Here is a 26,997-nt window from a genome sequence, read left to right on the forward strand (position 1 = left end):
CCAGGCGAGCGGCAGATGCCGCCCTGTCTATTATAATCCCCCAATGTGAAGGGTTTTCACTTCCAGATACTCTTCCAGGCCCAGCACGGAACCCTCACGACCCAGGCCTGACTCTTTTACGCCGCCAAAGGGCCCCAGCTCCGTGGAGACGGCACACTCGTTAATGCCGATCATCCCGCTCTCGATCGCCTGCGAAACGCGGAAAACACGTGAGAGATTCTGGGTATAGAAGTAAGCCGCCAGCCCGTAGGGCGTATTGTTGGCACGCTGGATAACTTCATCTTCCGAGGTGAAACGGAAACACGCCGCAACCGGGCCAAACGTCTCCTCCTCTGCCAGCTTCATGCCTTCATGGCAGTCGCCCAGCACGGTTGGCATCCAGAAATTCCCGCCAAGCGGATGGGGCTTACCCCCTGCCAGTACGGTTGCCCCCCGTGAGACGGCATCGTCGACATGCTCACGCACCTTGTCGACCGCAGCAGATTCAATCAGCGGCCCGACAACAACGCCCTCGTCAAGGCCATTCCCCACCTTGAGCGCCTTCACGGCATCGGCAAGTTTATTCACAAACTTGTCGTAGACGGTTTCCTGAATATAAAAACGGTTCACGCTGACGCAGACCTGCCCGGCATTGCGGAACTTGTTGGCAATCGCCCCCTTCACCGCCGCGTCGATATCTGCATCCTCAAAAACGATATACGGGGCATTTCCCCCCAGCTCCATCGAGACTTTTTTCATGGTTTCGGCAGCATTACGCACCAGCGTTTTGCCGACGGAGGTCGAGCCGGTAAAGGAGATTTTACGCACGTCTCGGCTTGCCATAATCGCATCGCTGATTTCATGGGTATTCCCGGCCACGGCGTTGAGCACGCCGTCGGGTACGCCGGCCTGTTTTGCCAGGGAAAGGAGCGCAAAGGCACTGAGCGGCGTGTTATTGGCCGGTTTGATCACTCCGGTGCACCCCGCAGCCAGGGCCGGGCCTAATTTGCGGGTGAGCATGGCCATTGGGAAGTTCCACGGCGTTATCGCCGCCACCACGCCTATGGGTTCGCGGGTCGCCAGAATGCGCGAGCCGGGTTTGATCGGCGGAATAATTTCACCGTTGGCGCGCTTGGCCTCTTCGGCAAACCACTGGATAAAGCTGGCAGCGTACTCCACCTCACCTTCCGCTTCTTTCAGCGGCTTGCCCTGCTCGGTGGTCATTAACTGCCCGAGCCAGCTTTTATTCTCAATAATCAGTTCGTACCAGCGATAAAGAATCGCCGAGCGCTCTTTCGCGGTTTTGGCACGCCAGGCCGGGAAGGCTTTGGTGGCCGCTGCGATAGCCTCTTCGGTTTGTGCTTTACCCGCTTTCGCGACTTTCGCGATGACTTCCCCGGTAGCGGGGTTAAGCACATCGAAGGTCGTGTCCAGCGTTTTCCAGATCCCGTTGACCAGATAACCGGTCTGAAAAAGGATGTGATCCTGAAGCGCCTGGGTCGTCATGTGTCCTCCCTTCCTGAAATGTAAGAACGTGCTGGAATAAGTATAGCCACAAAAAAACCGACGCTTTTGGCGTCGGTTTTTTTACTTCAGTCAGCTATCCGTGAGGGCATTCTGGTAGCGATGCAGCATCAACACCAGCCGTCCTACCGGCTCGGTCACCTGAGGCGGCGCTTCCCAGGTTTTAAGCTTCTCCTGGTAGATATCAAGCTCTGCAAGCAGCTGCGTAAAGTAGCGACGTCGTTTGTCATCACTGCTGGCGGAAAGCACGTGGTCCGCGGTACGACGCAGCTGGCGGTGCCAGGCCGACAGATCGTCGTTGATCGGCACCGGCGCATTGCGCAGACGCTGGTGTGCAATGATCATGGTCAGCGCCAGGCGGAACTTCGCAATGTCGCCCGGGAACTTGTTCAGCAGTAAAAACAGCTGCTGGTAGAGCGCGGGCAGGTGGTTCTCTTTACGGCGCGCGGTGTTGGTTGTCATCGACGACACGGCGGCCGACACAAACTGGTTCAACAGCACGCGGCCCGTTCTTGCCTGCGAATTATCGCGGACCAGCAGAATCACCATCATCGCCAGGAAACAGCCCACCAGCTGACCTAACGCGCTGTCGAGGAACTGGCTGAAATGGAAGGTCATCGGGTTATCCAGCACGATGATGTTAATCGTACTCGCCAGCGCCCCCAGCGATCCGAGGCGGCGCTTTTGCACCTCAATGCCAATAAAGAACGCCATCACTGCCAGGCTAATACAGAGCAGCAGCATGCTCTGCTGCGTCGACGGGATGATGACCAGAAAATAGAGCGCACCGATCGGCAGGGCGGCAAGGGTGCCGTACAGGAAATCGATGGCGACCATACGCGGGTTAGGCAGACGCATCGCCAGTGCGGTCACGACGGCAATCATCACCATCGCGCCGCTGCCGGACGTCCAGCCCGTCCACAGCCAGAACAGCGTGCCGAGCATACAGGCAAGCGTCGTACGCCAGAAGTTGACCATCGCGTGATGGCGCTCGGCGGATTCCGGCTTGATCACCACTTCGCCCTGCAGTACCTCTTCTTCCGCCGCGCTGATTTTGGTATTCCCGATCACGCCGCGTTTCAGCAGCAGGTAGCGCGTCGCGGCGCCGACCCAGGTGTAGATCGTTACCGGCGTGTCACGTTCCCCTGTCCAGGCAATAACCCTGCGCATACGCTTAAGCTGCTTGTGCACGTCCTGCACCGTTTCCACTGGCTCAGCGAACAGTTCGCGGAACGTATCGGTGACCACTTCCGGGCGCGTGTTCTGAATCAGGTAGGTTTCACATGCCTGGGTAATCAGCGTTAACGAGACCGTATTAAGGGCTTTCAGACGACGGTTAGCGCGAGCCCAGCGTGACGACTCCATATTGAGATTGCTGCGCATCCCTTCCAGCGCCTGCGTGCGGCGAACCAGCCCGCTCCAGGCTTTATCCACCTCTTCGCTGTCGCCGTGCTTAATGCAGAGCTGCATCAGCTGGTACTGGGCGACAATCAGCGCATCAAGCTCACGGTCGACTTCCTGCTTGATGGAGCGCGGGGAGAACAGCAGGTCCGCGACAATTGCACTCACGATACCAATGACAATCTCACTGCATCGCTCCACCGCAAACTGCGGAGCCAGCAGCGGCTCGGACTGGATGGTGATGATAATAATCAGCGCGGTATAGCCCGCCAGACCCCAGGCATAGGAGTTCTCCACTTTCACCAGAGACGAGATCCAGGTGCAGAAGCCCGCCCAGATACAGCACACCATCAGCATCAGCAGCGGCGTGCGGATCATCAGGATAATAATGGTGAGCGCCGCGATACAGCCGATGAACGTCCCGATGATACGCAGCATTCCGCGATAGCGGATCGCGCCTGAATAGGGTTCCCCACCCGCGGCAAAGGCGGGACCCGCCGCGACAATCGCGGCCGTCAGCACTGCCCAGCGCGGGGTTTCAAGCTGGAAGTGGAAGCCAACAAACAGCGCCAGCACAATGGCACACGCCAGCTTCACGGCGAAACGAATGTGCTGGCTGGCGATGGAAAAGATGCCCATAGCGATTAACCAAACTCGCGCAGACGGTGGGCGATTTTACGGAAGAACGAGTCCTGGCTGGCATCCCGATCTTTCTCACCGGTAATCACCACCGTCGCCGTGGTACCCGCAGGCCACAGATTGCCCTGCTGTTCATCCAGGTGGATACGGACCGGCACGCGCTGGGCCAGACGCACCCACTCGAGGTTGGAATCCACCGTTGCCATCCCTTTTGCATCACGCGAACTGCTGGAGTTGGTGACCCCTGCGGCGACGCTGTCGACGGTACCTTTAAAGACGCGGTTGCTGCCCAGCGGCGTGATTTCTGCCCGATAGCCGGGACGTACGCCTTCCAGCTTGGTCTCTTCCATATAGGCGAGTACATAGAAAGAGTTCTGTTTCACCAGCGCCACGGCGGTTGAGCCACGGGTAATGAATTCCCCGGCATATACGTTAAGGTTGGTCACCCAGCCATCAGACGGCGCGCGGATCACGGTACGCTCCAGATCGAGCTTCGCCAGATCGCGCGTTGCTTCTGCTTTCGCCAGCTGGTGCAGCACGGTTTGCAGCACGTTGTTGGACTGGTCAATCTCTTCACGGGACATTGCCTGAACGCCAAGCTGATTACGGCGGCCTGCCTCACGGCGTTTCTCCGCAGCCAGCGCCTGGTAATAGGCCACGTCCGCTTCCGCCTCTTCCAGCGCTTTCTGGTATCGAGGCTGGTCGATGGTGAACAGAACCTGATCTTTTTTCACCAGCTGGTTATCGTGAACGTTAACCGCCATGATAAGACCGGCCACGTCAGGGGCGATGGCCACCACATCGGCGCTGAAGCGTGCATCACGCGTCCACGGTGATTCGGTGTAATAGACCCAGGCGCGGAAAATGGCAATGAAGGCGAGGATAACCAGCGCCATGGTGATGGCAGTGCGGGAGATTTTTCTTGTTAGCGTTTTCACATCAACCTCAGACAAACATGCGCGATATCAGGTAAAACAGGCAGCAATACAGCGCGGTATTGAACAATGCAGGGTGCCAGACGAAATCGTAGATCCCGGTAGGGACCAGCACCTTGCGCACCAGCCAGAAGATCGCCAGTGATAAAAGAAGCTCGAAAAATATCGGTGGGAACGACAGACCGAACACCACGATAACGGGAAACAGACTCATGTTGACCTTGATAAGAGAGAGTGCAGGCTTCAGAATTTTTTAGCGCACGCCACCGCAGGAGAGCAAGAAACGCCGGGCGAGAATGGCGCAGCCGTTATGTAATTAATAATATATTAACGTAACTGTTATGCTGTTATCTATAATATGTGATCTAAATCACTTTTAAGCCAGAGTGAACAATGGAACGTTTAAAACGCATGTCAGTCTTCGCCAAAGTGGTTGAACTGGGCTCCTTTACCGCCGCTGCACGCCAGCTTCAGATGAGCGTCTCCTCCATCAGCCAGACGGTGTCCAAACTGGAAGATGAGCTTCAGGTCAAGCTGCTCAACCGCAGTACTCGCAGCATTGGCCTGACGGAAGCGGGTAAAATTTACTATCAGGGCTGTCGTCGCATGCTTCTGGAAGTGCGGGATGTTCACGAACAGCTCTACGCCTTCAACAACACCCCCATCGGCACGCTGCGCATCGGGTGTTCTTCAACTATGGCACAAAATGTTCTCGCTGCCATGACGGCGGATATGCTGAAAGAGTACCCCGGGCTTACCGTCAATCTGGTGACGGGTATCCCGGCGCCGGATCTGATTGCCGACGGCCTGGACGTGGTGATCCGCGTCGGCGCGCTGCAGGATTCCAGCCTGTTCTCGCGTCGGCTGGGCAGCATGCCGATGGTCGTCTGCGCTTCGAAGAGCTATCTGGCCCAGTACGGTGTGCCGGAGAAACCCGCCGATCTCACCAACCACTCGTGGCTGGAGTACAGCGTGCGGCCCGACAATGAATTTGAGCTGATTGCCCCGGAAGGGATCTCCACCAAACTGCTGCCGGAGGGGCGGTTTGTCACTAACGACCCCATGACCATTTCGCGCTGGCTGGTGGCTGGCGCCGGGATCGCCTACGTACCGCTGATGTGGGTGATCAACGAAATTAACAGCGGCGTGCTGGAGATCCTCTTCCCGCGCTACCAATCCGATCCGCGTCCGGTGTACGCCCTGTATACCGAAAAAGACAAGCTCCCGCTGAAAGTCCAGGTGTGCATTAACTATCTGACCGAGTATTTTGTGGACGTGGCGGAGCTGTTTCAGGGGATGCGGGGAAGACGAAAGGAATAATTCATTTATTCCAGAACGTATAGGACCGATGAATATTCCCAGGATGAATCCCGTATTCATTCAGGAATATTCCTTCGCCACTATCAGGAATAGCTAATTGACACTACCGCGATCAGCCCATTACTTTATATGCAGTCTGCTCGTCAGGCTGTTATTAATTTGTTGCTGATATGAATAATAAAATGTATTTCGCAGGATGACGTTAAACAAGGAAAAGAAATGAATCTATTTGAACAAACACCGCCTTCACGCAGGCGCTATGGACTCGCCGCGTTCATCGGTTTAATTGCAGGGATCGTCTCCGCTTTTGTCAAATGGGGAGCCGAAGTGCCGCTTCCGCCACGCAGCCCCGCCGACTTATTCAACGGCGCATGCGGACCTGAGCACTTAATAAGAGCCGCAGGGCAGATTGACTGCTCCCGCAATTTTTTAAACCCTCCCTATGTATTTTTACGTGACTGGCTTGGCGTTGTCGATCCTAACGCAGCAGTTTATACATTTGCCGGACATATATTTAACTGGGTCGGCGTAACGCATATTATTTTCTCCATCGTCTTCGCTGTTGGCTATTGTGTCGTTGCTGAAGTCTTCCCGAAAATTAAACTCTGGCAGGGTTTGCTGGCAGGTGCGTTAGCTCAGCTCTTTGTGCATATGATCTCCTTCCCGCTGATGGGGTTGACGCCACCGCTGTTTGAGCTGCCGTGGTATGAACACGTGTCAGAGATCGTGGGCCATCTGGTCTGGTTCTGGTCGATCGAAATTATTCGTCGTGACTTGCGTAACCGCATCACTCACGAGCCGGATCCGGAGATACCGCTGGGTAACTTACGTTAAAAAAAAGGCGCTACATCTGTAGCGCCTTTTTTTATGTTTGCTCAGGTCAGGCTGTGCCGCCCACCGTCAGGTTGTCTACTTTCAGCGTTGGCTGGCCCACGCCCACCGGCAGGCTCTGGCCCTCTTTACCGCAGACGCCCACGCCATTATCCAGCTTCAGATCGTTACCGACCATGGAGATCTGCTGCATGGCTTCAATACCGGAGCCGATCAGCGTTGCACCTTTCACCGCTTTGGTCACTTTGCCCTTCTCGATCAGGTACGCTTCTGAGGTTGAGAAGACAAACTTACCGGAGGTGATATCCACCTGGCCGCCGCCAAAGTTAGGCGCAAAGATACCGTAATCAACGGATTCGATAATCTCCTGCGGCGTGGATTTGCCCGGCAGCATGTAGGTATTGGTCATGCGCGGCATCGGCAGGTGCGCGTAGGATTCACGACGGCCGTTACCCGTTGGCGCAACGCCCATCAGGCGCGCGTTGAGTTTGTCCTGCATGTAGCCTTTCAGCACGCCGTTTTCGATCAGCACGTTGTACTGGCCGGGCGTACCTTCATCGTCGATAGCGACCGAGCCGCGACGATCGCGCATGGTGCCATCATCCACCACGGTGCACAGTTCAGAGGAGACAAGTTGACCAATCTGACCGCTGAATACCGACGTTCCGCGACGGTTAAAGTCGCCTTCCAGACCATGGCCCACCGCCTCATGCAGCAGCACGCCCGGCCAGCCAGCACCCAGCACCACCGGGAATGAACCCGCCGGCGCCGCGACGGCATTCAGATTCACCAGCGCCATGCGCACGGCTTCTTTTGCCCACGCGTCAGCGCGCGCTTCACCGTCAACGTCGCCCAGGAACCAGTCATAGCCAAAACGACCGCCGCCGCCGCTTGAACCGCGCTCGCGTTTGCCGTCCTCATCGACCTGCACGCTGATAGAGAGACGCACCAGCGGACGGACATCTGCCGCCAGGGTACCGTCCGTTGCCGCCACCAGAATCAGTTCATACACACCGCTCAGGCTGGCTGAAACTTCCTGCACGCGTTTATCTGCCGCGCGCGCCACTTTGTCCACGCGGCGCAGGATATCCAGCTTCTCTTCACGGCTCATGCTCTGCAACGGATCGATGCTGGTATAGAGCGCAGAGTGCTGCACTTCTCCCAGGGTTTTCACGCGACCATCGCCGGTATCACGCACAATGGTGCGCGCGGCCTGCGCGCTCTGCTCAAGTGCGGCGAGGCTAATCTGATCGGCATACGCAAAACCGGTTTTCTCCCCGCTGACGGCGCGGACGCCGACGCCCTGGTCGATATTGTAAGAGCCATCTTTAATGATGCTGTCTTCTAAAACCCAGGATTCGTGATAGCTCGACTGGAAATAAAGGTCGCCGTAGTCGAGACGGCGTTCGGTCAGTTGACCAAGAATGGAGAACAGGTCCTGATGGTTCAGGCCGTTCGCTGCGAGCAAATGTTCACTTACCAGGTTCAGACTCATCGTATTGCTACTCGTTCGTTGCCGCCCGTGGCGGTATAAAGATCGTATTTATTGAGAGTGAGGCAATTACCTGCCCACGTCAAATCATTGCTGTGCATCTTTGCGCGGCTGGCGCAGCACCTCATTAATCTGCGGTTTATCGACCGGACCGGTAATGCGGTAGCGCAGAATGGAGACCTTGCTCCACAGCGGCCCCAGCACTTTGCTGGCGGCAAACACCGCCGCACCGACAATCGGGTTCACCACGAAGGCCGCCGCAACGCCCACGCTCGCGGAAATTTCCGGCGCCACCACGGCTTCCATATCCAGCTCGCGGCGCACGAGGTTGACCGAGCCTTTCATGGCGATATCCGCTTCCAGGCCATCCACCAGCGTATCGTCCGTATGCAGAACGCCGTCCTTGATCCACGCCGTACTGCGGATGGAATCGTAGTAGAACCCTTCGCTGAAGGTATCGCTGAAATCGAAGCGCAGCTTGCGCAGCAGCGCATCAAAACTCAGCAGGCGCAGGATCTGCCCGGCGCGCCCCGTGCTCACGTCGGCGATTTCACCTTTGCCGAAGCGGGTTTTCAGAATGCCGTTCAGCGAGGCCTCATCCGGCTTCCACGGGGCGTCGCGCCAGTGAAGATCGTAATCGACGTCAAATGACGAACCGCGCAGCGGCGTGCTGATGCCAAAGAAATTGGCTGCCGCATCCAGTTTGTTGCCTTTAATGTCGCCCTTGAGGGACGTTCGCTGCTCGCCCGGATTATTCACCCATTCCCCGCCTGCCGTCATGCGGCCAAAGCCGGTGTCGATCAATCCTCCGGTGAGCGTAAGCGTATTTCCCTGAATGGCAAAATCACCGTCGATACGGCCATATTTCTGTCCCCACAGCCAGCACTCCGCGCAGCGCAGCTGGAGATCGGGCCAGCCGCTAAAATCGACGCGGGAGGTTTGACTCAGCGGCGAGGTATCCGCCGGTTTATCTTTACTCGCGGCGGCCGGGTTGTAGTAGAGATAGCGGATCGCCGCCTGCCACGGCGCGTGATTGCGCATGGTCAGCGTGCCGTTGATCTCCCGGCCCTGGGCCTCCACTTTCGTAGCGTTAGCAGCAGGCTGCGAGACAATACTCAGGTTGTTCCACTGCTGCCCGCCCAGCATCAGCGACGGCGTGCGTACGGTAATGGTTTGCGGGAACTGGGCGGTTTCATCAACGTTTTGCCCAACGCCTTTCTGGAACAACGCCAGCCACTCTGCACCGTCCATCGGCGGCAGATTCAGCTCAACGCCCGTCTGCTCTGGCAGCGGCGGCGTGGAGCGGCTATCCGTCGTCCAGATGGCCCTGTCGAGAGTGAGCTTGCGGTTAAGCAGCCAGCGGCTGTTGAAGCGGTTCGTCCCGCCCGCGTTTCCAGTCAGCGCGAAGCTGTTCAGGTTGCCCTCGACGTTCAGCTTCACCGGCAGCGGCTGTCCGGCCTGTTTATCCAGCGGCGCAGGCAGCTGGCTTCGAAGATTCTTCAGATCCCCCGTGATGTCGACCTTGTACTGGGCACCCGCGTGATAAGGCAGGTCGATTGCCACTTTACCCTGCCAGGCGACCGCCCCCTCCACCGACGCCTCAATCGGCTTCGGCAGGACATCCATTCGCGCTGGCTGCCAGTTACCGTCCAGATTGACGGCCACCTGATACGCCTTTTCACCCTCTGTGGTCGTGAAGTCGATATTCACGGGCTGATTAAACCAGCTGGCGGTCAGCGGCTCGCTCTTCAGGTTACCGTTCTCAAAGCTGAACTGCCCGCTGAGATTTTTCAGGGTGCTCTCAAGGGGTTTAATGTACAGACTGTTGTTCTTCAGACGGACGTCGCCTTTGGCGGTGGTCATCTCACCGTCCAGCGGGATATCAAGATGTAAGCGAGCATTCACATCGCCATCAAGCTGCAGCTGCTGAAGCGTCGCCGCCAGCGACTCTTTCAGGGGGGTCTCCTTAAAGTACGGTCCCACCGCCTTGCCGGGACCGTTGATGTCGGCATCAATCAGCAGCTTCTCTTTTGAGTAGTCCGGAATGTTGGCCGTCAGATTGCTGGCCGTCACGCCGCCCAGCGCCACGCTGTCGGACTTCATCCACAGGCCGTCATTGAGGAAGTTAAGTTCGATATCCAGGTTTTTCAGCGCGGGCCAGCCCGGCTGGAACGCGAAGGTGGCGTCGTGCAGCGGCACCAGAACCTGGAACTGACCTTCATTATGTTTGTACGGGAACAGATGGGGGTTACCGCCGTAGACCAGCGTGGCGTTTTCCGCCTGACCACCCTGAATCGCCCCGCTCAGATAGTCGACCAGCGCTTTACCCATCAGGTTTTCCGGGAAATAGCGCCAGGCCTGCGAGCCATCATCGGTACTGATTCCGGCCAGAATACCCAGCCACGGCTCGTCCCCCTGCGGTTGCAGATAGCGGAAGTCACCCCGCGCGTGTACCGCTTTGGCTTTGACGTCGATATGGCGACCATCGAGCTGGAAGCCCTTATCGTTACGGAGCCAGTTAAGCACTGCGTTGCCCTGTTCGATTTCCAGCGGCGCGCGGAAGACCGTCTCGTACGGCATTCTGGCGTCGTGCATATCAACCGTCAGCCTGCCGTTCTCCACGCTGCCTTCCAGCTTGCCGCTAAAGTGCTCCGCACCCGGCAGCAGCTTCCACTGCTTCCAGGCAAGATCTTTCCATGTTGCCTGGAAACGGGTTTTTTCCGTCGCCTGAAGCGGGATATCCAGCGCCAGAGAATCGATCTTTCCGCTCGGCTGCGTAGCCAGCCAGATCTCGCCCAGGTCTGGAGAGAGCTTTGCCGCCATTGAGCGCAGCCCTTCAATCGCGGCCAAATCCAGGTTGCTGGCGCGGATGCGCAGCTCGTCGCTGCGTTTACTGGCCGTGCCGCCAACGTCCTGCTCCGGCATCCAGGCCAGCGTCAGCGCACCGCGCGGCCACGGCTTGCCGTCCATCGCGATCCGCGTATCGGGAATGGCAAACTGCCAGCCCTCTTTCTCCTGCGTCACGTGGGCGGTGAGGTTATCGACGGAAAGCTGATGCTGCTGGTTTTCACCTTTCCAGCTCGCGCCCCCCTGCTTGAGCCAGATATCACCGCTGGCAAATTCGCCTTTCGTCAGGGTCAGCCAGCCTTCAAGGCTGAATCGGGCCGTTTCCAGCTGCATATTCTGCTGGAGCCAGTCGCCCAGCCACGGTTTGACGTCCACATCGTCGGCCTGCAGCCAGACTTTGCCGTTATTTAGCAGACCGTCATCGTCACGCAGATCCATGCGCACCTGCATCACGCCGTGCTGACCGTTCAGGCTGGAGAGACTCACCTGCCCCTCAGCGCGGTGCCGGTTCCTGCCGTTGAGCCAGGTCAGCTGGGGGATCGCCAGTTCCGCACGCTGGCCGGAAAGGGTAATAAAGCTCACTTCGCTGTCGCGCAGATCGAAATGATCGAACTGACGCAGGAAAAGATCGCTAAAACGGTTGGCCTCAAGCCCCTGGCTGCTGTCGCCGCCCGAGATGGGCGTATTGGTCAGAAACTGGAGCTGATAAAAGGTAAGATCGCGAAACTGCCAGCGCAGATGCAGCAGGCTTTGCCAGACGTCCAGCGCCAGGGTCACGCGTTTGATTTTGAGGTGGCCGCCATCTTTCAGGCTGGCGTTGATATCCCGCACATCGAGCGTCGGGCCAAAATTCTGCCAGCTGGCGCTTACCTGGCTGACGTTCACCGGCACGCCGGTGGTGGATTCGATTTTTGCCAGCAGCTGCGGACGCCAGCTGTCCAGATGCGGTAAAACGAGGCGTAGCCCGCTCACGAGCAACGCGACAATCACGACCAGCGTTGCCCCTGTAAGCAATAAAATCCCCGGCAATCGCCTCACGCATCTCTCCTTGTCAGCTTTGGTCACGCAGCGTACTGCGCTTACATCATCACGACGTCAAACTGCTCCTGGTTATAGAGCGGTTCAATTTGTACTTTTACCTGTTTGCCGACAAAGATTTCCACTTCCGCCAGCGCGTGTGACTCTTCGCCTTTCAGCGCTTCAGCCACCGCAGGGGAAGCATAGACCAGAAAACGATCGGAGTCGTAGGCATGATGAACACGGACGATTTCACGCATGATCTCGTAGCAGACGGTCTCAACCGTCTTTACCGTTCCGCGTCCATGGCAGGTCGGGCATTCATTACACAGCACATGCTCCACGCTCTCGCGGGTACGCTTACGCGTCATTTCCACCAGCCCCAGCTGTGAGAAGCCGTTGATGCTGGTTTTCACGCGATCTTTACTCAGGGCCTGCTCAAGCGAGTGCAGCACGCGGCGGCGATGGTCTTCATTACTCATATCGATGAAGTCGATGATGATAATGCCGCCCAGATTGCGCAGACGAAGCTGGCGCGCAATGGCCTGCGTGGCTTCGATGTTGGTGTTGAAGATGGTGTCGTCCAGATTGCGATGACCGACAAACGCGCCGGTGTTGATATCGACGGTGGTCATCGCTTCGGTCTGATCGATGATCAGATAGCCGCCGGACTTCAGTTCAACCTTACGCTCCAGGGCACGCTGGATCTCGTTTTCGACATCATAGAGATCGAAGATCGGCTGACGCCCGGTGTAGTGCTCCAGCAGGCCAGGCATCTCCGGGATATATTCAGCGGTAAACTCCAGCAGCGCTTCATACGTCAGGCGGGAATCCACGCGAATGCGGTCGAGCTGCGCGTCGGCAAAGTCACGCAGCACGCGCTGCGCCAGCGCCAGCTCACCATAGAGCTGATAGCGGGTCTGGTTGCGTTTTTTACGCTCCATCACTTTTGTCCAGACGCGCTTCAGGTAAGCCGCATCTGACGCCAGGTCTTCCTCGCTGATCCCTTCCGCGGCGGTGCGGATGATAAATCCGCCCTGTTCATCGCAGTAGGCGCTGACGACTTTCTTCAGGCGCTCGCGCTCGCTTTCACTCTCAATACGCTGCGAAACGCCCACGTGCGACGCGCCGGGCATAAACACCAGATAGCGGGAAGGTAAGGTGATATCGGTGGTCAGACGGGCGCCTTTGGTACCAAGAGGATCTTTCACCACCTGCACCATTAAGTCCTGGCCCTGACGCACCAGTTCAGAAATGTCACGCACGGCAAACTGCTTTTGCTCTTCGCCCGCGACGCACTCGGTGTGCGGCATGATGTCGGAGGCATGTAAAAATGCCGCCTTATCCAGTCCAATATCTACAAAAGCCGCCTGCATACCCGGCAGTACACGACTGACACGACCTTTGTAGATATTGCCTACTATTCCGCGCCGCGCTTCACGCTCAATATGAATTTCCTGAAGAATGCCACCGTCAATATAGGCCACACGGGTTTCCGATGGCGTTACGTTTACCAACAATTCAGCCGTCATAATTATCCCTTCCCTCACGCAGTGAGTTAAAATTGCTCAGCAACTCATACGTTTCCACCAGCGGTAAGCCGACTACGGCGTGATAGCTGCCATGAATCTTCCTGACAAAACAGCCACCCAGCCCCTGAATACCGTATGCACCTGCTTTATCCATCGGTTCACCGCTGGCAATATAAGCGGCGATCTCGTCGTCGGTAAGTACTCTGAACGTGACATCCGTCACCACCAGGCAATCCAGCACGTGCTGGCGGTCCGCCAGCGCGACGGCCGTCATCACCTGATGCGTTTGCCCGGACATTTTGCGCAGCATGCGCGCCGCGTGTTCGGCGTCATGCGGTTTCTCCAGCACTTCACCGTTAAGGATAACGATGGTATCAGCTCCCAGCACGGGCAGATCGCGCGGCACGCAGGCCACGCCCGCCTGCGCTTTCTCGCGCGCCAGACGTGACACGTACTGTTGAGCACTTTCGCCCTCAGCACGTATTTCTTCAATGCCGGTCACGATGCGTTCAAAAGAGACCCCAAGCTGCGTCAGGAGTTCCTGACGGCGCGGGGAGCCGGAAGCGAGATACAAAGACGTCATAGAAACCTTTTATTGCACAGCAAACTGCTGGCGAACCTTACGCATCAGCAGGAATAGCCACGGCCAGAGCACACCGTTTACTACACTACTCCAGAACACTTCCGGTCGGAAAGAGACGTTGATCACTAAAAACTCTGCCCAGAAAACTACGATATCCGCAGCAAGCGACAACAGCATCACGACCAGGGCCTGTTGCCAGAGCGCGAGGTTACGGAAGAGCTGGAATTTCAGTGCGACGAGGTACGCAATAATGCTCATGGACAAGGCGCGTACGCCCAGCGTAGAGCCACTAATGAGATCCAGTATGGCACCCATCACAAAACCCGTGCCGACATTTACGCGATGCGGCAGGGCAAGGATCCAGTAGAGCAAAATGAGCAAGACCCAGTTTGGCCGGAAAACGAGAATGTTATCCGGCCAGGGCATAATCTGCAGCAACAGTGCAATGAGGAACGAGAGCCAGATGACCCAGCGTCCCTGGCTACGATAGCTTGCCACTACTGCCCTCCCGAAGAGAGTTTAGGCGGTGGCGGCGCATCCGGCAGCGGCTGCGTTAACCCCGTTGCCGGTGCCGGGACTGGCGCAGGCGGCCCCATAGAGTCCGCAGGCGGGAGAACCTGCGGCATCATCTGCATCAGGCGTTCATTTGCCACACGATGGACCTCTTCAGGCGTCATCGGGTTAGTACCGTTACGATCGGCGCCCCACAGCAGCAGCAGGTAGCGCAGACGCTGTAAACCGGCGGTTGGACGCGCCTGAATTACGGTATAGGCACGCTGCGTATCCAGCTTCACCGAAGAGACCACCGCAACCGGATAGCCTTCAGGGAAGCGGCCACCCAGACCGGAGGTCACCAGCACGTCGCCCACGCGGATATCCGTGTTGGCCGGCAGGTGTTCCAGCTGCAGATCGTCCGTACAGCCGTTCCCGGCCGCAATCACGCGGATGTCGTTGCGCAGCACCTGGATCGGCAGCGCATGCGTGGCGTCGCAAATCAGCAGCACGCGGCTGGTCAGTTTGGCGACGGCAACAACCTGGCCTACTACGCCTTTATCACTGATGACGGGCTGGCCTTCATACACCCCGTTGACGCTCCCTTTGTCGATCACAACCTGATCGCTGTAAGGGTCGTTCACGGTGGAGATCACCTGGGTAACCATCTTCTGCTCATCCTGACGCAGCGGCGAGCCGAGCAGCTCACGCAGACGCGCGTTTTCCTGCTTGTATTGCCCCAGCATCAGAAGTTCGCTGTTTTTCAGCAGCAGTTCCTGGCGTAATGCCCGGTTTTCAAGTTCGAGCTGGTCTCGTGAAGACAGCGTTTGAGAAACGGAGTCGAGCAGTTCACGGGGACCATTTGATATAAAGTAGAAAGGACTGACGGCGGTATCCATGTACGTTCGGATCTGGCTGAACGTACCGAGGCGGCTATCGGCAATAATGACCCCAAGCGCAACCAGAACCGCCAGAATGAGGCGAAACTGTAGCGATGGGCCACGGCTAAAAATTGGCTTCATAGGCTATGCGTATTCTCGCGTCAGAGAGAAAGGGTAGCAAATTGCTACCCTCTCAAACTCGACTACTCTTCGCTGAACAAATCGCCGCCGTGCATGTCGATCATTTCCAGCGCCTTGCCACCACCACGGGCGACGCAAGTCAGTGGATCTTCTGCAACTACGACAGGAATACCTGTCTCTTCCATTAACAGGCGGTCGAGGTTACGCAGCAGCGCACCACCACCGGTCAGAACCATACCGCGCTCGGAGATATCGGACGCCAGCTCTGGTGGGCACTGTTCCAGCGCGACCATTACCGCACTCACGATACCCGTCAGTGGCTCCTGCAGTGCTTCCAGAATTTCGTTGGAGTTCAGGGTGAAACCGCGTGGAACACCTTCAGCCAGGTTGCGGCCACGTACTTCGATCTCGCGCACTTCATCGCCCGGATATGCAGAGCCGATTTCGTGTTTGATACGCTCTGCGGTGGCTTCACCGATCAGAGAGCCGTAGTTACGGCGCACATAATTAATGATGGCTTCGTCGAAGCGGTCACCACCGATACGTACGGAAGAGGAGTACACCACGCCGTTCAGAGAGATAACGGCCACTTCAGTGGTACCACCACCGATATCCACCACCATGGAACCGGTCGCTTCAGACACAGGCAGACCTGCACCGATTGCCGCCGCCATTGGCTCTTCAATCAGGAACACTTCACGCGCACCTGCGCCCTGAGCAGATTCACGGATTGCGCGACGCTCGACCTGGGTTGCGCCAACCGGCACACACACCAGAACACGCGGGCTTGGACGCATGAAGCTGTTGCTGTGAACCTGCTTGATGAAGTGCTGAAGCATTTTTTCAGTCACGAAGAAGTCAGCGATAACGCCGTCTTTCATTGGGCGAATAGCGGCGATGTTGCCAGGGGTACGACCCAGCATCTGCTTCGCGTCATGACCCACAGCGGCTACGCTTTTCGGCGAGCCTGCACGGTCCTGACGAATGGCCACAACGGAAGGCTCATTCAATACGATGCCTTGTCCTTTTACATAAATAAGGGTATTCGCAGTACCCAGGTCAATGGACAGGTCATTGGAAAACATGCCACGAAATTTTTTCAACATACTAAGGGATAATCCTGAAAGCTGGGGCGGAAAACAAAATCCGCTTACTTTACCAACCACACGCAGCAGCGACAAGGCGCAAAAATCATCTGCAACGGTGAAAATTTGTGCAGTACGTTTCCTGATGTTACAAAATCATCCCCTGACTCCCTCAGGGCTGAGTAAACAGCAGCATTCCTTACTGACCTTTGTAACCCGTTAAAGGTCGTTCACTGGCTTTTTGCTCGACATACTCAAAGCTACAGGCGCGATATTCTACGTGAAAACAGCGTAAACGGCAGGTCAAACCGAGTATCTTTGCAAATATTTTTTCACATTGGTGTCAAGCGGCTGAGAGGCAGCAAAAAAATCCCCCTGACCACCCATTACACCGCGCTCTGTTAACATTTGCCATTCGCCTCTGGCGCGCACGCCCGCGGCAAATACCTGTGTTCGCGTTCCTTTGCACGCCTCAACCAGGCTCTGTACCAGCAGCTGGTTTTCCGTGCGCTTTTCAATATTCCTTACCAGCCCCGGATGTAGCTTTAATAGCTCCACATCCAGCTCCTTGATCCAGTTGGTGCTGACCAGCGTCAAACCTGCCTGCGTCACCGCGACGCGCGCGCCGAGCGCGTTGATCAAACGAACCACCGGACGTAACCGGCTGATGTGTTGACCTACATCCGCCTCAGCAAGTTCAAAAATAATGCGTTTGCGTTGCGATTTTTCGCATTGCATTAATGTATCACGCAGCCAGCGCTGAAAACGCGGGCGTATTAATGACTCCACGGTGACCTGTAACGCCAGGCTCTCTTCAGGCCAGAATGATAAAAACGGAATCAAGCGGCTAATTTGCTGACGGTCATACTCTTCGGACAGCCCAAATTGCAGCACCATTGGCAGATATTCCGCAGAAATAACCTCTTCCGTACCGTCAAAAATACGACACATCAGTTCACGGTGATGAACGTTGCCGTTTTTCATGACCGCGGGTTTTTGATAAATACGCGGTCCGCCGCGACTTAGCATTTGCTCAATCAACGTACGCCAGCGCACGTTACCGCGCCCTTTTTCCGGCAGCGAATCATCATAGACCGCCCATCCGTTCGCGCCCTGCAGCACGGCGTTGCGGGTGGCCGCTTCCGCATGCTCCATCACCTGTTCTGTCGATTGTCCGCCACGCCAGGCGCAGATCCCCATGTGGACCATATCGTCCCTGTCGAGCATTTTGCTCTGCGGCAGCGCATCAACCGCCTTCAGCAGCTGGCTGGCGATGCTTTCCGACTCCTTCAGCGTCCGATGCGGCAGCAACACGGCAAAGTCGCTGCGGTGGTAGCGGGCCAGCAGCGCGCCCGGGTAGCGCATAATAAAGGTGGAGAGCAGGTTGATCAGCGTAAAGAGATTTTCTTCCGCGGCCCGCTGTCCCCAGGTGTCGCGCAGGAGATCGAAATCAGGCAGGCGAACCATCATCACCACCCCGTGCGTCCCCACTTTTTCCGAATCGTCGAGCAGCGTGGCGAGCTGATTATCAAAGAAAAGGCGGTTGTTGAGGCCGGTTTTATTATCCTGCGCGGCATAGGAGCGGATCAGCGTATCCATACGGCTGCGCTGGTCGCTGGCAAACTGGATTTCCGAAAGCAGCGTATCCAGCGCGCTGCTGGCGCGTGACGGCCATTCGTGGACTGAACCACGGACCTGCGGGCCGCGTTCACCGTTAAGGATCCGCACGGAGCGCATCTCCAGCAGCTCCTGGCCGGAGAGCTGGCGGCGCAGCCAGCGGACCGCGAGAAAGATCAGCAGGACGATAAACGCCACCGCGACGGTGAGCGGCGCGGTGGTCATCATGGAACGGAAATAGCTGGCCATCGGATCGAGATAGACCATGTGTATGGTCATCCCCGGATTTTTAAGGGAATGTACGGTCACTTCCCGATACTGGCTCACCACGCCCGCAGGCCGATAGCTTCCCGGGCGTTCGTGGCTTAACACACGATGCTTTCCCTGCTGAATGTCGATCTGAACAATATCAACAGGTACCATCAACTCATCGAGCTCCCTGGAGAGTGCCGGTAGCGGCGTCGTCAGCAGACGCGTATCAATTACCGACGCGACAGACTGTACCCGGTTAACCAGTTTATCCTGAATGGCGTTGTAAAAGCTCAGAGAGCAGCCCAGAAGGGTGACAAAAATGGTAAGCCCCGTCAGCAAGGTGATAAAAGCTGAGAACTTCGTCGTTAATCGCATCCTTGAGATTACTCCGTGGGTTGATGGGGTAGCGAGTAAGCGCTAACTTGCATGTCAAATGCGGCATACTACCAAATCGGGTGTATCTGGCAATTTATTGCGTTAAATCGGCACTGCGTTTCCCTGAGCGAGTATAGTCTTCAGAAATTATTTTCCAATCATATGAGTCGAGAGGACCCCGTATGCAGGCTTTGATCTTAGAACAGCAGGACGGCAAAACGCTTGCCTCAGTGCAGGCGGTAGAAGAGAGTCGCCTGCCGGAAGGCGAAGTAACCGTCGACATCGACTGGTCCAGTTTAAATTATAAAGATGCGCTGGCGATTACCGGGAAGGGTAAAATCATCCGAAATTTCCCTATGGTGCCGGGTATTGATTTCGCTGGCCGGGTACATACCAGCGAGGATCCGCGCTTCCATCCGGGCCAGCAGGTCCTGCTCACCGGCTGGGGCGTAGGTGAAAATCACTGGGGCGGGCTGGCCACGCAGGCGCGCGTGAAGGGCGACTGGCTGGTGCCGATGCCGAAAGGTATGGATGGCCGCAAGGCGATGATCGTCGGCACGGCAGGCTTTACCGCGATGCTGTGCGTGATGGCGCTGGAAGACGCAGGCATCCGCCCTGAATCGGGGGAAGTTGTCGTCACCGGTGCCAGCGGGGGCGTGGGCAGCACGGCTGTGACGCTACTGCACAAGCTGGGCTATCAGGTTGCGGCGGTTTCCGGTCGGGAAAGTACCCACGATTACCTGCGCCAGCTCGGTGCAAACCGCATTCTCAGCCGTGACGAATTCGCCGAAACCCGTCCACTGGAAAAACAGGTCTGGGCGGGCGCGGTGGATACCGTCGGTGATAAAGTGCTGGCAAAAGTCCTGGCGCAGATGAACTACGGCGGCTGCGTGGCCGCCTGCGGGCTGGCGGGCGGATTTGCCCTGCCAACCACCGTGATGCCATTCATTCTGCGTAACGTCCGCCTGCAGGGCGTGGATTCCGTGATGACACCTGCGGCTCGTCGTACTGAGGCATGGGAACGTCTGGTGCGCGATTTACCGGAATCTTTCTACACCCAAAGCGCCACGGAGATTACGCTCAGCCAGGCACCGGACTATGCCAGTAAGATCATGGATAACCAGTTCCACGGTCGCGCGCTGGTGAAAATCGCCTAATCTTCAAATTTTCGTGACATATTCGCGCGAATCACTCTCCTCCGTCATGCTTAGGAAAACGCATGACGGAGGATGCCATGAAAAACCGAAAACTGACGGAAGCCGACGTAACGTCCGAGTCTGTCTTTATGTTACAGCGCCGCCAGATCCTGAAAATGCTTGGCATCAGCGCCACCGCGCTCTCGCTCTCGCCTTCGGCTCACGCTGACCTGCTCGACTGGTTTAAAGGCAACGATCGGCCGAAGGCCCCTTCCGGCGCCCCGCTCACCTTTACGAAACCCGCCCAATGGCAGAACAAACTGACGCTTACGCCAGAAGATAAAGTGACGGGCTATAACAACTTCTACGAATTTGGTCTCGACAAGGCCGATCCTGCGGCCAACGCCGGTAGTCTCAAAACCGATCCGTGGACGCTGAAAATCGACGGCGAAGTGGCAAAACCCCTGACGCTGGACCACCACGATCTGACCACCCGTTTCCCGCTCGAAGAGCGTATCTACCGCATGCGCTGCGTGGAAGCCTGGTCGATGGTGGTGCCCTGGATCGGCTTCCCGCTGCATAAATTGCTGGCGATGGTGGAGCCCACCAGCAACGCAAAATATGTCGCGTTCCAGACGCGGTATGCGCCGGACGAGATGCCGGGCCAGAAAGACCGGTTCATTGGCGGCGGGCTGGAGTATCCCTACGTTGAAGGGTTACGCCTTGACGAAGCCATGCACCCTCTTACGCTGCTGACCGTCGGCGTTTACGGCAAGGCGCTTCCGCCGCAGAACGGCGCGCCCATCCGTTTGACCGTGCCGTGGAAATACGGTTTCAAAGGAATTAAGTCTATCGTCAGCATTAAGCTCACCCGCGAGCGTCCGCCAACCACCTGGAATCTGGCGGCTCCGGACGAATACGGTTTCTTCGCCAACGTGAATCCGCACGTGGATCATCCGCGCTGGTCGCAGGCGACCGAGCGTTTTATCGGTTCCGGCGGCGCGCTGGACGTGAAGCGCCAGCCAACGCTGCTGTTTAACGGTTATGCGGATGAAGTGGCCTCGCTGTACCGTGGCCTCAATTTACGGGAGAACTTCTGAGTGCGTTTAACGGCAAAACAGATTACCTGGCTGAAAGTGCTGCTGCATTTAGCCGGATTACTCCCTTTTATCTGGCTGTTCTGGGCCGCCAGCCAGGGGCTTTTTAGCGCCGATCCGGCCAAGGATATCCAGCATTTTACCGGTCGGATGGCTCTGAAATTTTTACTGGCCACCTTGCTCGTCTCGCCGCTGGCGCGCTACGCTAAACAGCCACTATTGATACGCACCCGTCGGCTTTTGGGGCTATGGTGTTTTGCCTGGGCCACGCTGCATCTGACCAGCTATGCCCTGCTGGAACTGGGAATTAACAATCTGACACTGCTTGGCCGCGAACTGGTGACGCGCCCTTATCTGACGCTGGGTATTGTGAGCTGGGTGATTTTACTGGCGTTAGCGCTGACATCCACGCAATATGCGCAGCGAAAGCTGGGCCGTCGCTGGCAGTTGCTGCATAACTTCGTCTATCTTGTCGCGATCCTCGCACCCATTCATTATCTGTGGTCGGTGAAGATCCTCTCTCCGCAGCCGGTCCTTTACGCGCTGGCGGCCGTGGCGCTTTTAGCATGGCGTTACAAGAAGTTCCGCCAGTGGTTGCGATAGTTCGCGAAACTGTGCGTTTTCCCGCAGATTGCCTCTCAACCGCAAATCTTTTTTGGATTGCGGTTGATAATCTTCCCTGATAAGACCAGTATTTAGCTGCCAAATGCTACGAAATCGTTATAATGTGCGACCTTGGTTCGCCTGACAGTGGTTTTTGGCCTCTGAAAAGGTGACATTTGCGCTTCGACGGTATATTTTGTTTTTTACCCGAAAATCGCAGGAGATAGCGGCATAATGGCTGATAAGTTTCAGATCTTAGTTTTGAACGGACCGAACCTGAACATGCTCGGCACCCGTGAGCCGGAGAAGTACGGCACGCTGACATTAAGCGAAATTGTTAACCGTTTGAGCACGGAAGCAGCGTCGCTGAATGTGGATTTGGATCATTTTCAGTCAAACGCGGAGTACGCAATCATCGACCGTATTCATCAGGCTAAAGACAATGTGGACTATATCCTGATCAATCCGGCCGCGTTTACGCACACCAGTGTTGCTATCCGCGACGCACTGCTTGCGGTGAGTATCCCGTTTATCGAGATCCACCTGAGTAACGTGCACGCCCGAGAGCCGTTCCGTCACCACTCGTATCTGTCGGATATCGCTGCTGGCGTTATCTGTGGACTGGGCGCAGACGGCTATTCATACGCTTTACAGACAGCGGTAAAACGCTTGTCACAATCACACTAAACAAGAGTACGGAACCCACTCATGGATATTCGTAAGATTAAAAAACTGATCGAGCTGGTTGAAGAATCAGGCATCTCCGAACTGGAAATTTCTGAAGGCGAAGAGTCTGTACGCATCAGCCGTGCAGCCCCAGCCGCTAGCTTCCCGGTAATGCAGCAAGCTTACGCTGCGCCAGTGCAGCAGCCTGCGCTCTCCGCAGCCGTTGCACCAGCAGCAGCTGAAGCCGCACCTGCCGCTGCAGCAGAAATCAGTGGTCACATCGTACGTTCCCCAATGGTTGGTACTTTCTACCGCACCCCGAGCCCGGACGCGAAGGCGTTCATCGAAGTGGGTCAGAAAGTCAACGTAGGCGATACCCTGTGCATCGTTGAAGCGATGAAAATGATGAACCAGATCGAAGCAGACAAATCAGGTACTGTGAAAGCGATTCTGGTCGAAAGTGGTCAGCCGGTTGAATTTGACGAGCCGCTGGTCGTCATCGAGTAACGAGGCGTACATGCTGGATAAAATTGTTATCGCCAACCGCGGCGAGATCGCACTGCGTATTCTTCGTGCCTGTAAAGAACTGGGCATCAAGACTGTCGCTGTGCACTCAAGCGCGGATCGCGATTTAAAACACGTATTGCTGGCGGATGAGACGGTCTGTATTGGCCCGGCTCCGTCCGTAAAAAGCTATCTGAACATCCCGGCTATCATCAGCGCCGCTGAAATCACCGGCGCGGTGGCAATTCATCCGGGTTACGGCTTCCTCTCTGAGAACGCCAACTTTGCTGAGCAGGTTGAACGCTCTGGCTTTATCTTCATCGGCCCGAAAGCCGACACCATCCGCCTGATGGGCGACAAAGTGTCTGCGATCACCGCGATGAAAAAAGCCGGTGTACCAACCGTACCAGGCTCTGACGGCCCTCTGACCGACGACATGGATGCTAACCGTGCTCATGCTAAACGCATTGGCTACCCGGTTATCATCAAGGCGTCCGGCGGCGGCGGCGGTCGCGGTATGCGCGTTGTGCGCAGCGATGCTGAACTGGCGCAGTCCATCTCCATGACCAAAGCAGAAGCGAAAGCCGCTTTCAGCAATGACATGGTGTACATGGAAAAATACCTGGAAAACCCACGCCACATCGAAATTCAGGTGCTGGCTGACGGTCAGGGTAACGCGATCTATCTGGCTGAACGTGACTGCTCCATGCAGCGTCGTCACCAGAAGGTGGTCGAAGAAGCGCCAGCGCCGGGCATTACTCCGGAACTGCGTCGCTACATCGGCGAGCGTTGCGCTAAAGCGTGTGTCGATATCGGCTATCGTGGAGCGGGTACCTTTGAGTTCCTGTTCGAAAACGGCGAGTTCTACTTCATTGAGATGAACACCCGTATTCAGGTTGAACACCCGGTTACCGAAATGATCACCGGGGTTGACCTGATTAAAGAGCAGCTGCGTATCGCAGCCGGTCAGCCGCTGTCCATCAAGCAGGAAGAAGTTGTGGTGAAAGGCCATGCGGTAGAATGCCGTATCAACGCCGAAGACCCGAACACCTTCCTGCCAAGCCCGGGTAAAATCACGCGTTTCCACGCGCCGGGTGGCTTTGGCGTGCGCTGGGAGTCTCATATCTACGCCGGTTACACCGTACCGCCGTACTATGACTCAATGATCGGCAAGCTCATCTGCTACGGCGAAAACCGTGACGTGGCGATTGCCCGCATGAAGAACGCCCTGCAGGAACTGATCATCGACGGAATCAAAACCAACGTTGATCTGCAGATGCGCATCATGAGCGACGAGCACTTCCAGAATGGTGGAACCAACATCCACTATCTGGAGAAAAAACTCGGTCTGAACGAGAAGTAAGAGACCTGTGTTGTGAAAAGGCCGGATTATCCGGCCTTTTTTATTTCTGGGGCCTGGAAAGCCTCATCATGTACAATCCCCGCTTTCTTCATCCACAAGGGACAAAAAATGGACAAACGTTTTGTTCAGGCCCATAAAGAAGCGCGCTGGGCGCTGTGGCTGACCCTTCTCTATCTTGCCGCATGGTTAGTAACCGCTTACTTACCAGACTCTGCTATTGGCATCACCGGCCTGCCGCACTGGTTCGAATTGGCCTGCCTGCTGGTTCCGCTGGTGTTTATCCTGCTGTGCTGGGCAATGGTGAAATTTATCTACCGGGATATTCCGCTGGAGGACGATGATGCAGCTTGAAGTCATTCTGCCGCTTGTCGCTTACCTGCTGGTCGTATTTGGATTGTCCATTTACGCCATGCGCAAAAGAACGACCGGTGCCTTTCTGAACGAGTATTTCCTCGGCAGCCGTTCGATGGGCGGCGTTGTGCTGGCAATGACGCTGACCGCGACCTATATCAGCGCCAGCTCGTTTATTGGCGGCCCCGGTGCGGCCTACAAATACGGGTTAGGCTGGGTTTTGCTGGCGATGATCCAGCTGCCTGCCGTCTGGCTCTCGCTGGGCATACTGGGTAAAAAATTTGCCATTCTGGCGCGCCGTTACAATGCCGTGACGCTCAACGATATGCTCTTTGTCCGTTACCAGAGCCGCTTGCTGGTGTGGCTGGCGAGCTTGAGCCTGCTGGTGGCGTTTATCGGTGCGATGACCGTACAGTTTATCGGCGGTGCGCGTCTGCTGGAAACGGCGGCCGGCATCCCTTACGAGACAGGCCTCATCATCTTCGGGGTAAGCATCGCGCTCTATACTGCGTTTGGCGGATTCCGCGCCAGCGTGCTGAACGATACGCTGCAGGGAATGGTGATGCTCATCGGTACGATCGTTCTGCTGGTGGGGATTGTCCATGCGGCGGGTGGACTCACTCACGCGGTGGAAACCCTGGAAGCGATTGACCCGAAACTGGTCTCGCCGCAGGGCGCAGATGATATCCTCTCTCCGACCTTTATGACCTCATTCTGGGTGTTAGTCTGCTTCGGAGTAATTGGTCTGCCGCATACCGCCGTGCGCTGTATCTCTTATAAAGACAGCAAAGCCGTTCACAAGGGCATCATCATCGGGACGATTGTGGTCGCTGTCCTGATGTTTGGTATGCATCTGGCGGGGGCATTAGGGCGCGCGGTAATCCCCGATCTTACCGTGCCGGATCTGGTTATCCCGACGCTGATGGTCAAAGTACTGCCCCCCTTTGCCGCCGGGATTTTCCTCGCCGCGCCAATGGCCGCCATTATGTCGACCATCAACGCTCAGTTACTGCAAAGTTCCGCTACGATCATTAAAGATCTCTATCTGAACCTGCGCCCTGAGCAGGTTGAAAATGAACGTCGCCTGAAGCATATGTCGGCGGTGATTACGCTGGTGCTAGGCGCGTTGCTGCTGTTAGCCGCATGGCGCCCGCCGGAGATGATCATCTGGCTGAACCTGCTGGCATTTGGTGGGCTTGAGGCGGTATTCCTGTGGCCGCTGGTGTTAGGGCTCTACTGGGAACGCGCAAATGCTGCCGGTGCGCTGAGCGCGATGATTGTTGGCGGCGTGCTGTACGCCGTCCTCGCAACGTTTAAGATCCAGTACCTGGGCTTCCATCCGATTGTGCCTTCGTTACTGCTAAGTTTACTGGCGTTTGTGGTGGGGAACCGTTTCGGTCAGCCCGTCCCACAGCCCGCTATGATTTCTACTGATAAATAAAGAGTTTTGCCATGCCGTGGATCCAACTAAAACTGAATACAACCGGCGCGAACGCCGAAGAGCTGAGCGATGCGCTGATGGAGGCCGGCTCGGTCTCTATCACCTTCCAGGACACGCATGACACGCCGGTCTTTGAACCGCTGCCGGGCGAAACCCGCCTGTGGGGCGATACCGACGTGATTGGCCTGTTCGATGCTGAAACCGACATGAAAGAGGTCGTCGCGATTCTGGAAAACCACCCTCTGCTGGGCGCGGGCTTTGCGCACAAAATCGAACAGCTGGAAGACAAAGACTGGGAACGCGAATGGATGGATAACTTCCACCCGATGCAGTTCGGCAAGCGTCTGTGGATCTGCCCAAGCTGGCGCGAGGTTCCTGATGAAAACGCGGTTAACGTCATGCTCGATCCGGGTCTGGCGTTTGGTACCGGCACCCATCCAACGACCTCCCTGTGCCTGCAGTGGCTGGATGGTCTCGATCTGGATGGTAAGACGGTGATCGACTTCGGCTGTGGATCCGGGATCCTTGCGATTGCCGCCCTGAAACTGGGCGCGGCAAAAGCTATCGGGATCGATATCGATCCGCAGGCCATTCAGGCCAGTCGCGACAACGCCGAGCGCAACGGCATTTCCGATCGACTGGAGCTGTATCTGCCGGATGCGCAGCCAGAAGCCATGAAAGCCGATGTGGTGGTTGCAAACATTCTGGCGGGCCCATTGCGCGAGCTGGCTCCGTTAATCAGCGTGCTGCCCGTTGAGGGCGGTCTGCTGGGACTTTCGGGTATCCTGGCAAGCCAGGCAGACAGCGTGTGTGAAGCCTACGCCGATCTTTTCGCTCTCGACCCGGTGGTGGAGAAAGAAGAGTGGTGCCGTATTACCGGTCGTAAAAAATAA

At 56.6% G+C, this 26,997-nt stretch carries 24 protein-coding genes; 12 read left to right on the top strand and 12 right to left on the bottom strand.

Annotated features, from left to right (window positions below; genetic code table 11):
* Positions 1 to 30 precede the first annotated feature (30 nt).
* The 4 genes from N6P30_RS04635 to aaeX all read right to left on the bottom strand — a co-directional run bounded on the left by N6P30_RS04635 (position 31) and on the right by aaeX (position 4,692).
* The gene (locus tag N6P30_RS04635) at positions 31 to 1,485 is read right to left on the bottom strand and encodes an NAD-dependent succinate-semialdehyde dehydrogenase (RefSeq protein ID WP_023294680.1); all 1,455 of its coding nucleotides are present in this window, start codon (positions 1,483 to 1,485) and stop codon (positions 31 to 33) included.
* 90 nt (positions 1,486 to 1,575) lie between these two features.
* Positions 1,576 to 3,543 carry a p-hydroxybenzoic acid efflux pump subunit AaeB gene (gene aaeB / locus N6P30_RS04640; RefSeq protein ID WP_008502841.1) on the bottom strand — a complete coding sequence of 656 codons (1,968 nt, stop codon included), beginning with the start codon at positions 3,541 to 3,543 and terminating at the stop codon, positions 1,576 to 1,578.
* A 5-nt stretch (positions 3,544 to 3,548) separates the two neighbouring features.
* Entirely contained in the window at positions 3,549 to 4,481 is a 933-nt protein-coding gene (gene aaeA / locus N6P30_RS04645; RefSeq protein ID WP_023294681.1) for a p-hydroxybenzoic acid efflux pump subunit AaeA, read from the bottom strand.
* Positions 4,482 to 4,488: 7 nt separating this feature from the next.
* Positions 4,489 to 4,692: a p-hydroxybenzoic acid efflux pump operon protein AaeX gene (gene aaeX / locus N6P30_RS04650; protein ID WP_003860416.1), complete on the bottom strand. Its 204-nt coding sequence runs from the start codon at positions 4,690 to 4,692 to the stop codon at positions 4,489 to 4,491.
* 179 nt (positions 4,693 to 4,871) lie between these two features.
* Between aaeX and aaeR the strand changes: the two genes are divergently transcribed.
* Together aaeR and N6P30_RS04660 are read left to right on the top strand one after the other, a co-directional pair.
* The gene (aaeR, locus tag N6P30_RS04655) at positions 4,872 to 5,798 is read left to right on the top strand and encodes an HTH-type transcriptional activator AaeR (RefSeq protein ID WP_008502843.1); all 927 of its coding nucleotides are present in this window, start codon (positions 4,872 to 4,874) and stop codon (positions 5,796 to 5,798) included.
* A 219-nt stretch (positions 5,799 to 6,017) separates the two neighbouring features.
* Positions 6,018 to 6,632 carry a YagU family protein gene (locus tag N6P30_RS04660; protein WP_023294682.1) on the top strand — a complete coding sequence of 205 codons (615 nt, stop codon included), beginning with the start codon at positions 6,018 to 6,020 and terminating at the stop codon, positions 6,630 to 6,632.
* Positions 6,633 to 6,678: 46 nt separating this feature from the next.
* On the opposite strand, the gene tldD is transcribed toward N6P30_RS04660, so the two are convergent.
* The 7 genes from tldD to mreB all read right to left on the bottom strand — a co-directional run bounded on the left by tldD (position 6,679) and on the right by mreB (position 16,720).
* Positions 6,679 to 8,124, bottom strand: a complete 1,446-nt coding sequence (gene tldD, locus N6P30_RS04665) for a metalloprotease TldD (protein WP_021242283.1) — start codon at positions 8,122 to 8,124, stop codon at positions 6,679 to 6,681.
* 84 nt (positions 8,125 to 8,208) lie between these two features.
* Positions 8,209 to 12,006, bottom strand: coding sequence for an AsmA2 domain-containing protein YhdP (yhdP, locus tag N6P30_RS04670; RefSeq protein ID WP_023294683.1), 3,798 nt, complete (start codon positions 12,004 to 12,006; stop codon positions 8,209 to 8,211).
* A 41-nt stretch (positions 12,007 to 12,047) separates the two neighbouring features.
* The gene (rng, locus tag N6P30_RS04675) at positions 12,048 to 13,517 is read right to left on the bottom strand and encodes a ribonuclease G (RefSeq protein ID WP_008502847.1); all 1,470 of its coding nucleotides are present in this window, start codon (positions 13,515 to 13,517) and stop codon (positions 12,048 to 12,050) included.
* Positions 13,507 to 14,100, bottom strand: a complete 594-nt coding sequence (locus N6P30_RS04680; RefSeq protein ID WP_008502848.1) for a Maf family protein — start codon at positions 14,098 to 14,100, stop codon at positions 13,507 to 13,509. The genes rng and N6P30_RS04680 overlap by 11 nt, the downstream gene beginning before the upstream one ends.
* A gap of 9 nt (positions 14,101 to 14,109) precedes the next feature.
* Positions 14,110 to 14,598, bottom strand: a complete 489-nt coding sequence (mreD, locus tag N6P30_RS04685; RefSeq protein ID WP_008502849.1) for a rod shape-determining protein MreD — start codon at positions 14,596 to 14,598, stop codon at positions 14,110 to 14,112.
* The gene (gene mreC / locus N6P30_RS04690) at positions 14,598 to 15,614 is read right to left on the bottom strand and encodes a rod shape-determining protein MreC (RefSeq protein ID WP_008502850.1); all 1,017 of its coding nucleotides are present in this window, start codon (positions 15,612 to 15,614) and stop codon (positions 14,598 to 14,600) included. Before mreC ends, mreD begins: the two co-directional genes overlap by 1 nt.
* Before the next feature lie 62 nt (positions 15,615 to 15,676).
* Positions 15,677 to 16,720: a rod shape-determining protein MreB gene (gene mreB, locus N6P30_RS04695; protein WP_000913396.1), complete on the bottom strand. Its 1,044-nt coding sequence runs from the start codon at positions 16,718 to 16,720 to the stop codon at positions 15,677 to 15,679.
* Here mreB and N6P30_RS04700 point away from each other — a divergent pair.
* Positions 16,689 to 16,922, top strand: coding sequence for a hypothetical protein (locus tag N6P30_RS04700; RefSeq protein ID WP_162230876.1), 234 nt, complete (start codon positions 16,689 to 16,691; stop codon positions 16,920 to 16,922). The two genes, mreB and N6P30_RS04700, sit on opposite strands and share 32 nt — an antisense overlap.
* A gap of 80 nt (positions 16,923 to 17,002) precedes the next feature.
* Here N6P30_RS04700 and csrD read toward each other — a convergent pair whose 3' ends face one another.
* The gene (gene csrD / locus N6P30_RS04705) at positions 17,003 to 18,943 is read right to left on the bottom strand and encodes an RNase E specificity factor CsrD (protein ID WP_008502851.1); all 1,941 of its coding nucleotides are present in this window, start codon (positions 18,941 to 18,943) and stop codon (positions 17,003 to 17,005) included.
* Positions 18,944 to 19,125: 182 nt separating this feature from the next.
* Between csrD and N6P30_RS04710 the strand changes: the two genes are divergently transcribed.
* From N6P30_RS04710 to prmA, 9 genes are all read left to right on the top strand, one after another.
* Positions 19,126 to 20,100: an MDR family oxidoreductase gene (locus tag N6P30_RS04710; RefSeq protein ID WP_023294684.1), complete on the top strand. Its 975-nt coding sequence runs from the start codon at positions 19,126 to 19,128 to the stop codon at positions 20,098 to 20,100.
* 77 nt (positions 20,101 to 20,177) lie between these two features.
* Complete coding sequence (msrP, locus tag N6P30_RS04715) at positions 20,178 to 21,179, top strand: protein-methionine-sulfoxide reductase catalytic subunit MsrP (RefSeq protein ID WP_008502853.1); 1,002 nt, start codon at positions 20,178 to 20,180, stop codon at positions 21,177 to 21,179.
* A complete protein-coding gene (msrQ, locus tag N6P30_RS04720) occupies positions 21,180 to 21,779 on the top strand; it encodes a protein-methionine-sulfoxide reductase heme-binding subunit MsrQ (protein WP_023294685.1) in 600 nt (199 codons plus the stop codon).
* A gap of 234 nt (positions 21,780 to 22,013) precedes the next feature.
* Positions 22,014 to 22,466: a type II 3-dehydroquinate dehydratase gene (aroQ, locus tag N6P30_RS04725; protein WP_023294686.1), complete on the top strand. Its 453-nt coding sequence runs from the start codon at positions 22,014 to 22,016 to the stop codon at positions 22,464 to 22,466.
* Between the two features lie 21 nt (positions 22,467 to 22,487).
* Positions 22,488 to 22,952, top strand: coding sequence for an acetyl-CoA carboxylase biotin carboxyl carrier protein (gene accB, locus N6P30_RS04730; RefSeq protein WP_008502856.1), 465 nt, complete (start codon positions 22,488 to 22,490; stop codon positions 22,950 to 22,952).
* A gap of 10 nt (positions 22,953 to 22,962) precedes the next feature.
* Complete coding sequence (accC, locus tag N6P30_RS04735; protein WP_003860388.1) at positions 22,963 to 24,312, top strand: acetyl-CoA carboxylase biotin carboxylase subunit; 1,350 nt, start codon at positions 22,963 to 22,965, stop codon at positions 24,310 to 24,312.
* Between the two features lie 108 nt (positions 24,313 to 24,420).
* The gene (locus tag N6P30_RS04740; RefSeq protein WP_021242290.1) at positions 24,421 to 24,663 is read left to right on the top strand and encodes a YhdT family protein; all 243 of its coding nucleotides are present in this window, start codon (positions 24,421 to 24,423) and stop codon (positions 24,661 to 24,663) included.
* Positions 24,653 to 26,104 (top strand): sodium/pantothenate symporter, encoded by a 1,452-nt coding sequence (gene panF, locus N6P30_RS04745; protein ID WP_023294687.1) that lies wholly within the window; start codon positions 24,653 to 24,655, stop codon positions 26,102 to 26,104. Before N6P30_RS04740 ends, panF begins: the two co-directional genes overlap by 11 nt.
* An 11-nt stretch (positions 26,105 to 26,115) precedes the next feature.
* Positions 26,116 to 26,997 (top strand): 50S ribosomal protein L11 methyltransferase, encoded by an 882-nt coding sequence (gene prmA, locus N6P30_RS04750; protein ID WP_023294688.1) that lies wholly within the window; start codon positions 26,116 to 26,118, stop codon positions 26,995 to 26,997.

The sequence above is a fragment of the Enterobacter sp. PL1 genome (assembly GCF_945957325.1).
In the GTDB taxonomy this organism is placed as follows: domain Bacteria; phylum Pseudomonadota; class Gammaproteobacteria; order Enterobacterales; family Enterobacteriaceae; genus Enterobacter; species Enterobacter roggenkampii.